General features: G+C 39.1%; 12 protein-coding genes. 4 read left to right on the top strand and 8 right to left on the bottom strand.

The annotated features are described in order from the left end of the window. Positions 1-110 precede the first annotated feature (110 nt). On the top strand, positions 111-2,168 hold the full coding sequence (locus JW794_10460; protein MBN2018534.1) for a T9SS type A sorting domain-containing protein: 2,058 nt from the start codon (positions 111-113) through the stop codon (positions 2,166-2,168). A 379-nt stretch (positions 2,169-2,547) separates the two neighbouring features. Here JW794_10460 and argF read toward each other — a convergent pair whose 3' ends face one another. Both argF and JW794_10450 read right to left on the bottom strand, forming a co-directional pair. Then, a complete protein-coding gene (gene argF / locus JW794_10455; protein MBN2018533.1) occupies positions 2,548-3,525 on the bottom strand; it encodes an ornithine carbamoyltransferase in 978 nt (325 codons plus the stop codon). A gap of 14 nt (positions 3,526-3,539) precedes the next feature. Beyond that, positions 3,540-4,511 carry a KpsF/GutQ family sugar-phosphate isomerase gene (locus JW794_10450; protein MBN2018532.1) on the bottom strand — a complete coding sequence of 324 codons (972 nt, stop codon included), beginning with the start codon at positions 4,509-4,511 and terminating at the stop codon, positions 3,540-3,542. 124 nt (positions 4,512-4,635) lie between these two features. Between JW794_10450 and JW794_10445 the strand changes: the two genes are divergently transcribed. From JW794_10445 to hflX, 3 genes are all read left to right on the top strand, one after another. Further along, entirely contained in the window at positions 4,636-6,702 is a 2,067-nt protein-coding gene (locus JW794_10445) for a hypothetical protein (GenBank protein MBN2018531.1), read from the top strand. 78 nt (positions 6,703-6,780) lie between these two features. After that, entirely contained in the window at positions 6,781-8,538 is a 1,758-nt protein-coding gene (locus JW794_10440) for a hypothetical protein (GenBank protein ID MBN2018530.1), read from the top strand. Between the two features lie 9 nt (positions 8,539-8,547). Continuing rightward, positions 8,548-9,864, top strand: a complete 1,317-nt coding sequence (gene hflX, locus JW794_10435) for a GTPase HflX (protein MBN2018529.1) — start codon at positions 8,548-8,550, stop codon at positions 9,862-9,864. Between the two features lie 58 nt (positions 9,865-9,922). Here hflX and dnaN read toward each other — a convergent pair whose 3' ends face one another. The 6 genes from dnaN to JW794_10405 all read right to left on the bottom strand — a co-directional run bounded on the left by dnaN (position 9,923) and on the right by JW794_10405 (position 15,239). Further along, positions 9,923-11,041 carry a DNA polymerase III subunit beta gene (dnaN, locus tag JW794_10430; GenBank protein MBN2018528.1) on the bottom strand — a complete coding sequence of 373 codons (1,119 nt, stop codon included), beginning with the start codon at positions 11,039-11,041 and terminating at the stop codon, positions 9,923-9,925. 69 nt (positions 11,042-11,110) lie between these two features. Continuing rightward, positions 11,111-11,434 (bottom strand): HU family DNA-binding protein, encoded by a 324-nt coding sequence (locus JW794_10425; protein MBN2018527.1) that lies wholly within the window; start codon positions 11,432-11,434, stop codon positions 11,111-11,113. Positions 11,435-11,478: 44 nt separating this feature from the next. Continuing rightward, positions 11,479-12,255 (bottom strand): acyl-ACP--UDP-N-acetylglucosamine O-acyltransferase, encoded by a 777-nt coding sequence (lpxA, locus tag JW794_10420; GenBank protein MBN2018526.1) that lies wholly within the window; start codon positions 12,253-12,255, stop codon positions 11,479-11,481. After that, positions 12,221-13,654 carry a bifunctional UDP-3-O-[3-hydroxymyristoyl] N-acetylglucosamine deacetylase/3-hydroxyacyl-ACP dehydratase gene (locus tag JW794_10415; GenBank protein ID MBN2018525.1) on the bottom strand — a complete coding sequence of 478 codons (1,434 nt, stop codon included), beginning with the start codon at positions 13,652-13,654 and terminating at the stop codon, positions 12,221-12,223. The genes lpxA and JW794_10415 overlap by 35 nt, the downstream gene beginning before the upstream one ends. Further along, positions 13,654-14,697 (bottom strand): UDP-3-O-(3-hydroxymyristoyl)glucosamine N-acyltransferase, encoded by a 1,044-nt coding sequence (gene lpxD / locus JW794_10410; GenBank protein ID MBN2018524.1) that lies wholly within the window; start codon positions 14,695-14,697, stop codon positions 13,654-13,656. Before lpxD ends, JW794_10415 begins: the two co-directional genes overlap by 1 nt. After that, positions 14,694-15,239: an OmpH family outer membrane protein gene (locus JW794_10405; GenBank protein ID MBN2018523.1), complete on the bottom strand. Its 546-nt coding sequence runs from the start codon at positions 15,237-15,239 to the stop codon at positions 14,694-14,696. Before JW794_10405 ends, lpxD begins: the two co-directional genes overlap by 4 nt. Positions 15,240-15,242 lie beyond the last annotated feature (3 nt).

The raw sequence follows: 15,242 nt of genomic DNA, 5'->3' as shown, positions 1-15,242 counted from the left end.
TGACAAAGTAATTTATTTTTCTTTTAAATTAACAGAATTTTAAAAAAGTAAATAATAATGGGCAATATATAAATATGATAACTAAAAAAAAAGATATGAAAGGAAAAAGAATGAAAAAAGTAATAATATTTGTTTCATTTCTATTCATTGCATCACTTTGTTTTGGTGACAATATGGTTGATAATCCTGGTTTCGAAAATTGGACTGCTGGCTCACCTGACGATTGGACCACTTCAGGAGGAAGTATAACATTAACTCAAAATACAACAAACGTTCATAGTGGTTCATCAAGTTGTGAAGTAACCTGGACATCAACTTCTAACCAAGACTTACGTTCAAATACTTTTTCGGTAACGGGTGGAGCTGCAATTAATGCTTCTGTTTGGATTTATGATAATGATGCAGGTGGACGAGCTAGATTGAGTATCTGTTATAACGGTCCTTCAGGTGGATATAATTATTATGGTAGTTACAGTGTAGACCAAGATTCTTGGCAGGAAATATCTTACAGCGGTAATGTTGGTCCTGACTATACAACAGCATATATGCAAATTAGATTTTATGATGTATCTCCATTCCCAGGATCTGCAACAGTACTTGTTGACGATGTTTCTTTTGAACCTCAAAGCACTAGTGCCCTCGCAATAAGCAATGTTGGTCGTGAATATACTGTTCCAACAGCTGCCCAGTCTTGTGACATTACATGTGATATCACTGGTGGCACACCTCCTTATAATGCTGTTATAAAATGGTTCTGGGAAGGTGCAGCTCAGTCAGATATATCTATGTCTTCTGCTGGTGATGATTCATATAGTGGTACAATTGTAGCTCAAAACGATGGTGAATGTGTCTCATATTACATCGATGTTACTGATAATGCAAAAGCAAATGTCACAAGTTCTACATATGGCCTATTCTGGGGAACAAGTCCAATTTCTAATGCAGCTGGTGATATTCGTGAAGTTGATGGTAGTGGTGTATTAGTATATAATGATTATTATGCTAGAATTACTGGTATCGCAACAGTTGCTAGTGGTGTTTTTTCTACCTCTAATCTGGATGTTTATCTTCAAGATTCTTATGGCGGTATAAATCTATTTAAGTATGGCATAGAATCAATAACTGCAGGAAACAGTTACACTGCTGTAGGTTATTTAGACCAATATAATGGTAAAGCAGAATTAATCCCTGGTGGCGCTTCAGATATAACTGATAACGGTGCAGGAACAATGCCAGCTCCAGCAATAATTACTATAGCTCAATTCTTAGCAAATCCTGAGTATTATGAAGGAATGCTAATCGGCATACAACATCTTGACAAAGTAGATGGAACATGGGGAGGTAATGAGAACCTTACAATGAATGATGGGGGGATTGATGATCTTACTCTTAGAATCGATGGCGATACGGACATTGATGAAAACCCTGAACCCACATGGCCACAAGATGTAGTTGCAATCGCTTCGCAATATGATTATTCTTCTCCTTATGATTCTGGTTATCAAATCTTCCCACGTGCATTTTCAGATTTCTATCCTGATGGCACACTTCCAGTCGAACTTTCTTCTTTCACTGCTGTTTATGCAAACGACTACGTTACTATCCAGTGGGCAACTGCCTCAGAAACAGACGTTATCGGTTTCAATATTTATCGTTCCTACGATAATAATATCGATAACTCTGAGAGAGTAAATATTTCATTGATTCCAGGACATGGAACGACAACTCAGCCCCATGAATATTCATTCATTGACGAAACAGCTGATGCATTATATACAACATATTACTACTGGCTCGAATCAGTAAATTATGGTGGCACAACCGACGTATACGGTTCAATTCAGTACGATCCGGTTGACGTCGATGGTGACGGACAGCTTAACACCGTTGTTCATTCATTCCTCAATGATGTCTTCCCGAATCCTGTGAGCGTTGGTCAGAATGTGACCTTCGACTTCATGATCGGTGGACTTGAAGGAACACTGCGTCCTGTTTCTCTGAAGATCTATGATATCACGGGTAAGCTGGTACAGGAAGTCATTAATGAAGATATGATGGTTCATGATTATTCCAGAAATTGGCATGTGAACGATCTTGCCAATGGTGTATATTTCTATCAGCTTAAGACCGAAAACTATCAGGAAACAAAGAAACTCGTTATTCAATAAACATAATCGCACAACGAATACAAATCCTGGTGACCGAAATGGTTGCCAGGATTTTTTTTATTAAAGCACTCTAATCAGGCAGATATTCGCTGTTTATTTCACAAAATTATGTTTTAAATATATCATGGTCAATTCTGGGAATTGCCCCAGTCGATCAAATCGTAAGCTGGTTGAATTATCCAATCTTCAATCAATATTCATTATTCCCTATTCACCATGTTCTGAACTCCATCTGCCAAATGGCGATGAAGTCCAGTCCATCAGAAATTAAACAACCGTCAGGGGGTGGTCTCTGACGGTTCTTAATTTTACTTTGGGTATTTTGCGTCTTCTCAGCGATCTCTGCGTGGAAGCATTGTCTTGAGTGCTCTACGTAAAACTATGTTAATGTAGCCACCATCAAAGCTTCGATCGTCCACAATCGATTTTCTGCCTGGTCAAAGACTTTTGAGAACCTGCTTTCGAATACATCGTCTTCGACCTCACAAATATCAGGATATTTTTGTGCAACACCTGTTTTCAGGTTATGAAATGATGGAAGGCAATGCAGGAATATCACATTCTCCTTCTTCGTCATTTTCAACATATTCATGGTTATTTTATAGGGCTTCAGTACATTGATTCGCTCGGGTATCTTATCTTCTTCTCCCATCGAAGCCCAGATATCGGTGTAGATAACATCACACTTTGTTACACCCTTTTCAATTGAGTCCGTGACCGTAATACGAGCACCGCTTGCTTCAGCATATTTTTTACATTCATCCACGAGTTTAGGATCCGGAAAAAGGACTTTTGGTGCAACAATACGAAAATCCATCCCGATCTTTGCAGCGCCGATCATGAGAGAATTTGCAACATTATTCCTGCCATCGCCAACATAGGCAAATGTTATATCTTCAAGAGAACCAAGCTCCTCTTTCACGGTCATGAAATCAGCTAAAATTTGTGTTGGATGGTAAAGATCGGTCAATCCATTCCATACAGGTACACCAGAATATTCTGCAAGTAATTCAACACTTTTCTGTTTGAATCCACGGAATTCGATCGCATCGAACATTCTTCCGAGTACTCTTGCTGTATCCTCGATCGTCTCTTTACCGCCAAGTTGAATATCATTCTTTCCCAAATATTCCGTGTGAGCCCCTTCATTGACCGCAGCGGTTACAAATGCACAGCGTGTTCTTGTGGAGCTTTTCTCAAAAAGAAGTGCTATATTCTTCCCTTCGAGTTTTTTCTTTAATGTGCCATGTGCTTTATGTTCCTTGAGTTCAAGTGCATAATTAATAAGATGAAGGATCTCCTGTTTTGAATAATCCTTCAATGTTAACAGACTTCTTCCTTTCAAATTTACAGTCATGTATCCTCCGCTTTCTAATGTTCTGTTACAATGCCTGCCCGAACAAGATCGTGCATGTGAAGCATAGCGATTGGTTTATGTTCTTCGTCAACCACAGGTATCATGGTTATAGAATAAGTTTCCATAGTCTCAAGAGCTTTGATGCCCGATGTTTCAGGTGTAATCGATTTTGGATTTTTGGTCATGAGAAGCTGAACTTTTTCATGAAACGGGCTTTCAAAGTTCTGAAAGATCCTACGCAGATCACCATCAGTAATAATTCCAGTCAGTTTTCCATACTTATCAATAATACTTACGCAACCCAATCCCTTCGATGTCATAATAAGTATGGCTTCTTTGAGTGTTGCACTTTCTTGAATGACCGGGTTCTCTCCTCCTGTATGCATAAGATCATTTACTGCAAGCAGAAGACGTTTTCCGATCGAACCGCCCGGGTGAAGCAATGCATAATCCTCCTGACAGAATTTCTTCTCCTGCAAAATGATCGTTGCAAGCGCATTTCCCATTGCCAATGCAGTTGTCGTACTTGCCATAGGGACGAGTCCTAGAGGTTCGAATTCCTTTGGCACACCGATATCAATGACCACATCACTCATCTTCGCAGTTGTCGAATGAGTATTGCCCGTTAGTGAGATCACAGGTATATTTTTGTTCTTAAAATAAGGTATGATCTCGACTAGTTCAGACGTTTCACCGCTATTTGAAATGATCATGACAACATCTTTTTCATCAACCATACCAAGATCGCCATGAATTGCTTCTGCCGGATGGAGAAAGATGGATGGTGTTCCGGTACTTGCAAACGTGGCAGAGATCTTTCTTCCAATTATACCTGTTTTACCCATTCCAGTAATGACAATCTTTCCTTTACAATGAAGGATCAGTTCCAGTGCTCTGTCGGCAGTATAATCAACCTTATCAGCTATGACTCTTACTGCCTGAGCTTCTTTATGTAAAATATCTTTAATCTCTTGCTGTTTTTTCATGAGAACCTCTTATTTGTTCAGAGCTATTCCACATGAATTTAAACGTCAAATTTTGCAGCACTTTTCTCTTGACACACATCACGACGGCATACCGATTCAATGCATAATCTATTGGAGTTTATTGATGAAAGAAAAGATTTTCTTTATTTTATTCATTCTTCTTATGATAACATCTTTTTGTTGGTCATTGCATCTCAATGAATTCGAACACATTGTTCAGGATGATGATTCAGAGATTGAAAATTATTATTTAGATAATGGAATATATATGGTCAGGTGTGACAGTCATACATGCGAAGGGAATTCATTGTTCAGAACAGCTTCCGGTTACCTCACAATGATAACTCTTGAGGATAACGTGCCCTCAGTTCTGAGACTCTATAAAAATGATGGCATGCTTCTGTTCAAGGAATCTTATAAGAAAATCATTAATCTAATACTTTCAGAAAATAAGCAGTATTTTGCTTTCTTTGATGGAAAAGATCTTGTTGTTTTTGATGACAATGCTTCCCAGGCTGAACGCTTTGCAGGTTCAGTTGTTTTTGCCATAGACAATGAGGGTAACCCAGCTTATTTTGATGATGCTGATGATTGTTTCAACTACAAAGACATTTCTATACAGATGGATGAGTATCCACTTTCTACACACTTCTTAAATGATAAACCTCTCATTAGAACAAGACATCATATCTACACTATACGTGAAAAATATCTTGTATCAATGTATTCTACGACCAATACGTTGTTTGAAATCCATATACAAGATGGAGAGTTATATTTTGTTGAAAGATCAGAAATTGCAGAAGGATTTCACTTTTCGCTCAAGAGATTCAACGATAATGCGTCGATAGTTACTTTAGATGGCATCGATTTTCCTTTATCCCGAACAAAGAGCCATGAAACGATCATTGCACCACTCAATCATCCAACGATATCATATCCGTTCCCGATCGGCAACAGCTATGGTGAGATCCAGCAGTATGGCGGCTCTCCCTATCTTCATCCCGGGGTTGATTTTTTAGGAAGTGACTATGAAAACGTATATGCAGTAAAATCGGGGTACATTAAAGCAATTTTAACAACAGGTGGTTCAGCATACTGGCGCATAGGTATCTCCAATGAAAATACTGCAGCAGAGTCTGAGGGTTATCTCTATGCACATCTCAACCAGAATTCGATCCCTTATATTGTAGGTGATTCAGTTCAAGCTGGTGATGTTCTTGGTACTCTTTATCCATGGGCTGTCTATGATTTTACTCATATTCACTTTGGGCGCATTACCTGCTCTGGCGCAACGTGGTATGGTAATTGGTGGACCACTGACAATCCTCTCGTTGATATGCCGAATGTCCTCGATACAATTCCTCCTGTTTTTGAAAATGCTTATGGATCAGACCTGTTTGCTTTCCGAACCGAGAGCGGCACCTATCTTGATCCTGACGAACTCATTGGAGAAATAGATATTATCGCAAAATGTCATGACATCATAAATGCAAACTGGCGAGTCGATGTATGGGATATCATGTTCAAACTCCACCCAGCCTCAAATCCAAATGCAACGATCTATGAACGTTTCTCATTTGCTTATGATATGCCTTTGGATACCTATATCAGTGGCATGTATGATAATATGGTCTTATATACGATATATTCCAGAGATCCATATTGCTATTCGATCGGTGATTATACCAACCGGGAGTATTATCATATCATCACAAACTCAAATGGAGATTCGGTGATCACTGAGCAAGACCAGTATGAAAATCTTGATACAAGTCAGTTCCCTGACGGACAGTATATTCTCGAAGTAATTACTCGAGACTGCTCCTTAAACGAAACTTCAGCATATATGAGCATCACAATTGATAATGTTTCTATCGATGACGAAGAACAACATGAGAATCAAAAACTAACAATACATCCCAATCCGTGTCATCTTGCTGCCAATGATGATATATGCATTTCATTTACCAGTAAAAAAATATCTCAATCACAATATGTAATGATCTATAATTCAAAGGGTCAGTATGTAAGAAAAATATCATTTCAAGAAGCACTTGACGGATTCGTAGAAATTTTTTGGAATGGTTATGATGAACAAGGAACACCTGTACAAAGCGGCATATACTTCATTGCAGTTGTTCAAGGCCAGAACATCACAGATTTAAGAAAGGTCATTATTTTACGATAATGATAGTTGTGAGTTTCTTAAATAGGTCACTTTGAATTTTAACAGTCATAAAACTACTCTCCAAAAACAGGAGGTAACATGAAAAAAGATGACTTTTTGCATGATCGTCTTTTCCAGATCCTCTTTCTGGCATTACTGACTCACCGGAAGGTTAAACCTCTGAGTCGTTGGGAAAAGCCGTTGAGTTCTCAAGAAAATGATGTATTGAAAAAGTTCGATCTTAAGACAGAATCCGTTGCCCGGTATTGTGAGAATGGAGATAGGATCAGAGAATTTATTTTCAGCAGAAATTCAAATCGTATTCATGCATATCTGCGCACTTTTGATAACACTTCTTTAAGACTTTCACCAGCACATAGAAAGATTGAAGGATTTCTTTTTGGATATCCTTCGTGCTGTGTTGAAAATTTTATTCATAATGGATACACACCCAATAAGTATATTGATAAAGAGCAAAAGCTCCTTTTCCACTGGATCTGCCCCGATTGTCGCATCTCGCCATCCTTATTCCCGGTTTATAGGTCAATTTTTGACGAATGTCAGGAATTATACAAAACATTATCTGGTGATGCGAACCAGCAAATAATAAGGTCATTCATCAGAAAAGCACTCCCCTACGCTGCCGCAGCATTTTTTTCTCTCGGTTTTCTTTCAACGCTTCATGCAGATAACCATTGGATTCCCGTACCTGAAGATGATGATTTTGATTACATGAAAAACTGCGAAGAGCTGATAACCGGTATTTTTCCGAGTGGTGAGTCAAACACCATAGCGCAACATTACAAAACACTGATTGACGGTCTTCCTATTGGTGTTACTCCAAATTCGTTGTATGTGATCGAACATCCAACATATGGATATTACAATTGTCCTATATGCGGAGAAGCTTATAATATGGGTCATGTGACCGTTCATAACCCGATGCATGATCTGCAGATCGAAATTCCCTATATGGCACTTCATTTTATGGACCATGGTTCTTTTTCATATATCATAGAAGATGATACAACCCGTATCGATATTGCTTTGCTTTCAAAAATCCTTGCTCCCCTCGACATACTTCATCATGCCCTTGCAACACCGAATGACTACGATAATGATGGATTGAACGATACTGCTGAAGCATACTTTGATATGGATTTTGATAATCCTTACACCCACGATATCGGTATTGATGACGGACATCAGATCGCCCAGGCACTTATTGAAAGAATATCTTCGCTTCCCGTCGTTTCATCAGGCTCGAATCCGCCTTCAGATTCGATCTACATCGAGCCGCAACTTGTATGGGGTCAGGAAGATTGCATCATCTGCGGACGTACTCAGAATATGGGTATGGCTGTGATACACAATCCTTTGCAGGGCACTTCGATGACAATACCTTTCATAGCTCTTCATTACATGTCACATGGAAGATTTGTGTATGATGGCACGACCAACCAGGGCGAAATCGAGCCTATCGAACTTTGCGTGCTTCTTGATCTGGATCTTACAGCAATCAATGATCTGCCTGAGATCGCTGCAAAATTCGGTTATACTGTTGTAAACTTCCCCAATCCTTTTGATACAAAGATTATCAGTTCAACACTAATCTCTATCGAGTTTTCTAGAAAAAATTCACATCACATTATTATTCCAGATAACATTGGCATTTACTCAATAAAAGGTGAGTTTATCAAAAACATTGAAACACATGAACCAACTGATTACGGCTTTACTGTGTACTGGGATGGCACAAATAGCACTGGGACGAACATGCCCTCAGGAATTTACATTCTCAAAGCCAATATAAATCAAACAGATGAGGTGTTCAAGAAGATATTATTGATACGTTAATGATGATAGTTGAGGTTCTCTATTCACACGATTGAGCAGAAAAAGGATAAAGCAATCTTAGTAGGATTGCAAACAGAAGACAAATCGTCCTATGATGTGGAAGAATCCCTTCAGGAGCTTGCACATCTCGCGCGTACAGCAAATGTTTCAGTCATATCACAAGAGACACAGATACGCCCGAAACCACATCCTGCTTACTATATCGGATCGGGAAAAGCCACCCAGATAGGAAAACGTGCAAAGCAGGAAGATGCAAACATCATTATTTTTGATGACAACCTTACACCATCACAGGACAGGAATCTCTCAAAAGTAACTAAGAAAAGGATCATCGACCGATCTCAACTCATCCTCGACATCTTTGCTCAACATGCCCAGACCAGGCAGAGTAAGCTGCAAGTTGAACTCGCTCAATTACAATATAATCTTTCTCACCTTAAAGGACAATGGACACACCTATCACGTATTGAAGGTGGCATAGGCTTTCGTGGACCGGGTGAGAAGCAGCTTGAGATAGACCGCAGGCGAATCAATGATAGAATTGCACATCTCAAAGCAAAACTGATCGGAATCGAAAAGATCACTGAGACAAAGAGGAAAAACCGAAAAGATGTGTTCTCAGTAAGTCTGGTTGGCTATACAAATGCCGGTAAAAGTACGGTTTTAAATAGACTTACCTCTTCGCATCTCTATACTGCAGACCAGCTTTTTGCAACTCTGGAAACAACAACCCGGGCAAAAAAACTCCAAACAAATGAACAGGTTGTCATCTCAGACACGATCGGTTTCATAAGAAAGATCCCTCCCTATCTTATTGCTTCATTTCATGCAACGCTTCAGGAAGTAGTCTATGCTGACCTCCTTCTCCACATTATAGACATCTCACATCCAAAATTATATGAATACATGGAAACGGTCTTTCATACACTTAAAGAAATCAATGCAGATCAAAATAATATGATCATAATCTTCAATAAGATCGACCTTCTTCCACAGCAACAATATTTGTTTATTAAAAAGACACTCCGACTCGAATATCCGGATGCGCTCTTCATTTCTGCTCGAACCGGTGAAAATTTCAAAGAAATCGAACAGACTATCTCAAGGGTTCTGGCACATAGCAAGAAAGAAATTGTACTCAAAATTCCAAACACTGATCAAAAATTCATCTCGTTTCTGTTTGATAATGCTGAAATACTGGAAAAACGTTATAATAATGACTCTGTTCGATTGCGTATCAGCATTCCTCATGACATTTACACAAAAAAATTTTCCATGCTTAGAAAATATGTAATTAAGAATAAACGGATGGCGAAGAGGAAATGAGCTCAAAAAAAAGCACCTGAAAAATCAGATGCTTTTGAATTTTGTTTCAAATATTCTTTTATTCGTTCGCTAACCGCAAAGGCATAAGCAGGAAGAGATTCTTCTGGTCTTCAGGATATTCAATATTATAAAAAATGCAGGGATCGAGTGAATTCTCAAATTTGATCTGAACAGTTTTTGTGTCCACGAGTTGAAGGATTTCAATCAAATATTTATAATTAAAGCCAATCTGGAATTTTTCAAAATCGGATCCAATTTCCAGAACTTCTTCAGCCGATCCTTTGTCGATATCTTCAGAATGAATCTTAAGCTGGTTTTTTGTAAAGTTGAACACAACCTTGAAATTATCTTCTGATGCGAGCAAGGATACACGCTGGATGGCTTTTATGAGGGGCTCCACTTCTATTTCGATGATCTTGGAATTATCGTAAGGAATGACTGCTTCATAGTCTGGATAATTCGCTTCGATCAAGCGGGAGTAGATTTTATAGGAATCATATTCGAAGCTGATTGCACTTTCTTCGGGTAATATCTTGATCTTTGGTTGGTCAGCATGGATGATCCGGCGAACAAGATTCACTCCCTTTATGGGCATAATAATATCTATCTTATCCGTATCAAGATTCAATGCTGTTTCAAATTTACCTAACCGTTTACCATCTGTGGCAACCATCTTCTGTTTCTTTGCATCAAGCTCCCAGAGGATACCTGAAAATGCAGGTCTGCCGATGTGCTCGGATACTGCAAAGGATGTCTTTTCTACGAGTCTGGAGAAAAGTCCTGCATCCATGGTAAAACTATTTTCCCATTCTCTGTCCGGGATTTCCGGGAAATCTTCAGGATCTGCAAAGATCAAGCTGAACTCACTATTCTGACACTTAATATTGAGCATTTTATTATCCAGCTCACATTGGATATCATCATCAGGAAGTGCACGTATAATATCTGTAAAATTCTTAGCTGGAATTGCTATCTTACCTGATTCCAATACATTGCATTCAATTTCCGTTACTGCTGACACCTCAAGATCAGTTGATGCAAGACGTATGCTTCCCTTTTCACCATTTGCTTCAAGTAAAATATTGGTAAGTATCTGAAGCGGATTTCTTACAGGTACAATGCTGTTGATGAACTGAACTTTCTGTAAAATTTGATTTCTATGAACATTAAACTTCATGTGTAACCCCGAAAATTGTTTTAGTAAAAAAAAGCAAGGGGCTAGCCCCTTGCTCATATAAAATGGTTCTTATTTGACTGCTTCTTTAAGTTTTTTACCCGCTTTAAATTTGGGAACTTTAGTAGCAGGGATTTGAATCTTTTGACCGGTTGCTGGGTTAAGACCGGTGCGTGCAGCTCTTTTAGCTACACTGAATGTTCCAAATCCGACCATGGTGATCTTGTCACCCTTTTCAAGTCCTAATTTGATGCTATCAAATACAGAATTAACAGCGTCACCTGCTTTCTTCTTAGAAATGTTTGCATCCATAGCAACTTTCTCAATTAACTCTTGTTTTGTCATATGTGCCTCCGCAACATTTTTTGCTATATGCTCGCCATAAGTTACTGTCATTACTTAGTCTGTCAATTTTTTTTACTAAAAATTCCATAAAATTCCTACTTGGCAACTCCCCGTTCAGAATTTTCGACAAATTCAATGAAATGCTTTACCTCAGTGATCATTTCAACTTCTGCTCTGATTTTTTCCAAAGCTTGGGTAGTGTTCAAATTTGAGTTATAGAAAATTTTATACAATTTCTTAAGCGTTGATCTTGTCTCAGCAGAGAAATTATTTCGCATCAGTCCGATAGAATTCAAACCAACTGTTTTGTAAGGGACACTTGCTCCGCGCGTGTATGGAGCAATATCCTGACCTACGCGCGAAAACCCTCCAATAAAGGAATAACAGCCAATATGCACAAATTGATGGATAGGTGTAATACCACCGATCGTTGCATTATGTTCAATAAGAACATGCCCTGCAAGATTAACGCTATTTGCAAGGATCACCCGATCACCAATCTGACAATCATGGGCAACATGGGTATAGGTCATAAGAAGGCAGTTATTCCCAACTTTCGTTGGATGATCAACATTTGTCGATCTGTTCACTGTTGCAAATTCTCGTATTGTTGTGTACTCACCGATCTCTACAGCTGTGTCTTCACCTGCATACTTCAGATCTTGAGGTTCGGTGCCGATGACAGCAGAATGAAAAATTCTGCACCCTTTTCCGATTAAAGTACGACCATCTATTACCACGTTCGATGCTACTTTGACCCCATCATAGAGAATGACTTTGGGGCCGATAATTGAAAAAGGTCCGATCTCAACATCGTTTCCGAGTTGAGCTTTTTTATCAACTATTGCTGTTGGATGTATTATTTGACTCATTGTTCTTGATTAATTTTGCTTTAAGTTCGCCTTCGCATACTAACTGACCATCAACATATGCTTTACCTTCTATAAGATGTACACCAAAACGTGACCGAACAAGTCGCATATGGAATTCCAATCTATCTCCGGGAAGGACGAGTTTCCTAAACTTCACCTTATCGATTGCTAGAAAATATGCCACAAAATCGCGTGGATCGGGACATTCGTTAAGAACGAGAATACCTCCTGTTTGAACCATCGCTTCAACAATGAGCACACCGGGCATAACGGGATGGCCGGGGAAATGTCCCTGGAAAAAGGGTTCATTTGTTGTTACATTCTTTATCCCGACGATTGAATCACCCGGATTGTACTCTACGATCTTATCAACAAGAAGGAATGGATATCGATGAGGAAGAATTCTCTGAATAGCTTCATTGTCAAATACAACACCTTTTACTTCTTTCTTCTGATATTTTGCTTGCAATATCTCATTTTCATATTGCTGCTTTATCTTCTTAATCAGCTCGATGTTCGTTTTGTGCCCTGAACGTGCTGCAAGAATATGACCTTTGACCGATATACCCAGAAGCGCAAGATCACCGATCAGATCGACGACTTTATGCCTCACAAATTCATTATAATAGCGCAAGGGAGTTGCATTAAGCAATTTATACTCATTCAGCTTGATCTCATCTTTCATATTGAACAGCACCTGCAATTCTTCCAGATCTTTCTTTGAAAGACTTTCATCACCGATCACAAGCGCATTGTTCAGACTACCGCCTTTGATGAGTCCGGCTGCACGAAGCTGTTTGATGTCATTTATAAAGCAGAATGTGCGTGCGGATGCAAATCCTTTTTCATATTCATCTTTGAGAGATACCATTGAAGTATATTGAGGTTTCAGGTTCGGATGATCGAAATCTATAAAGAAGGTTATCTTCAAAGACTCGGAGGGAACTACAACGACATCGACATTTCTTTCCGGAACAGAAAAGGATAAGGGTTTTTTAATTTCAAGATATTTACGTTCTGCATTTTGTTCGACGATGCCGCATTTTTTCAATGCTTTGACAAATTCAATCGCACTTCCATCAGCAACGGGTATTTCTTCTCCATCAACCTCAACAATAATATTATCAATTTCAAGACCTTTTATCGCTGAAAGTACATGCTCGATCGTTGCGACAGTCGCCTCTTTGATGCCGATATTCGTTCCTCTGTCCAGGCTTTGGACATGCTGCATATCAGCAGGAATTTCAGGATTTCCGGGAAGATCAGTTCTTCGAAAGATGATCCCTGTATTTTCCGGGGCAGGTTTGAACGTGATCGTGCTGATCGTGCCGGTATGAAGTCCAATGCCCGTATAACTTATTGAACCATTGATCGTCTGTTGATTTTCATGTATATACATTATTTTTCTTCCTTCTTTTTCAATTGATGGAAGTATTTTCGCATATCTGGTAATTCTTTCAGCGAAGCGAGTATCCTCCGTTGCAGTCCAACATCCATAGCAGGATAGCCGAGTACGATCTTATCATCGGGAATGTCATTCGGTACACCGGATTGAGCACCGATTTTTACGTTATTTCCAACATTGACATGATCTGCAATCCCGACTTGTCCGGCAAATATACAGTTATCTCCAACTTTTGAACTGCCTGCGATACCGACTTGAGAGCAAAGTATTGAATAATTTCCAACTTGTACATTATGAGCGATCTGAACAAGATTGTCTATCTTCGATCCCTTTTTGATGACTGTATCACCCAGCGCACCTCTGTCGACAGTTACATTTGCTCCGATCTCGACATCATCTTCAATAACAACTCTTCCTATCTGCGGAATTTTCTGATGCTTTGAACCGTCCCAGATATACCCAAATCCGTCAGATCCAATAACACTTCCAGCATGAATTCTCACATAGCTGCCTATGACAACCTCTTTGTAGATCGTCACACCGGGAAAGAAAGAACATCTATCACCGATTGTTACATCTTCTTTAATGACAACATTCTCTTGTATGGCATTGTATTCGCCCAGCACAACATTCTTCCCGATCACAACATTTGCAGCGACAATAATATTGTCCGGTATTTTGATTGAAGGATCAATATATGCCGAAGGATGAATGTCTCTTCCTTTGATAGGTTTTTGGGTTGAGTGAAGAAAGAATGCGACAATCCTCAAAAAAGAAAAATAGGGTTTTGGGCTGAGTATATAATTCCTGTCTGGCAAATTTTCTCTATCAAGTTCAGCGGGAATAATAAAAACACCTGCTTCTGACGACTGGAATTCTTTCTCAAATTTGGGATCCTGAAAAAAAACAACTGTCTGAGCATCTGCTTCATCAAGCGATGCAACTGCATTGCATAAGCAGTCACTGACCTTTATCAACTTCCCTTGAGCAATTTCAGCAAGCTTTTCAAGAGAAAGTTCTATGGAGAAACGCTTCATTCGTTGGTTAGATTTTCTTCAGGTGCAGGTGTATTGATGTTAAGTTTCTCAATGACCGCAGCCGTGATGTCGATATCCTCGTTCTTTATATAGAGCACAACTTCACCCTGCATCGTATTAAGTACAATATCAAGCCCGTTCTCTTCTGCCACTTCGTTAATTGCTGTTACGATCTTTTCACTGATAGGTGCAAGAAGCTCCATTTGTCGTTCTATCGCCTTGTTACGATATTCGTTTGCAAGATTATAGAAATCTGTTTCTTTCTGGTCTATTTCTTTAAGTTTTTGATCGCGACGTTCTTTTGATACGATTGGGGGAAGATTCTCATATTCATTTTTCAGTCGGGTGATCTCAGCTTCTTTTTCATCGAGATCCTTTTCCCACTGATCTGATTCCTGGTAGAACTGCTGTTCAGCAACATTCTTTTCTTCGAAATCGTTATAAACCTTATCGACGTCGATAACGCCGATCTTTTGAGCTGCCGATGCCAACACAGGCATCAGAATCACAAACATCGCAATGATGATTACTTTGAACTTCATGAT

The organism is Candidatus Cloacimonadota bacterium (assembly GCA_016932035.1).
In the GTDB taxonomy this organism is placed as follows: domain Bacteria; phylum Cloacimonadota; class Cloacimonadia; order JGIOTU-2; family JGIOTU-2; genus Celaenobacter.
Note: the sequence above shows the minus strand (reverse complement) of the source record. Positions and strands in the feature narration are given on the sequence as shown.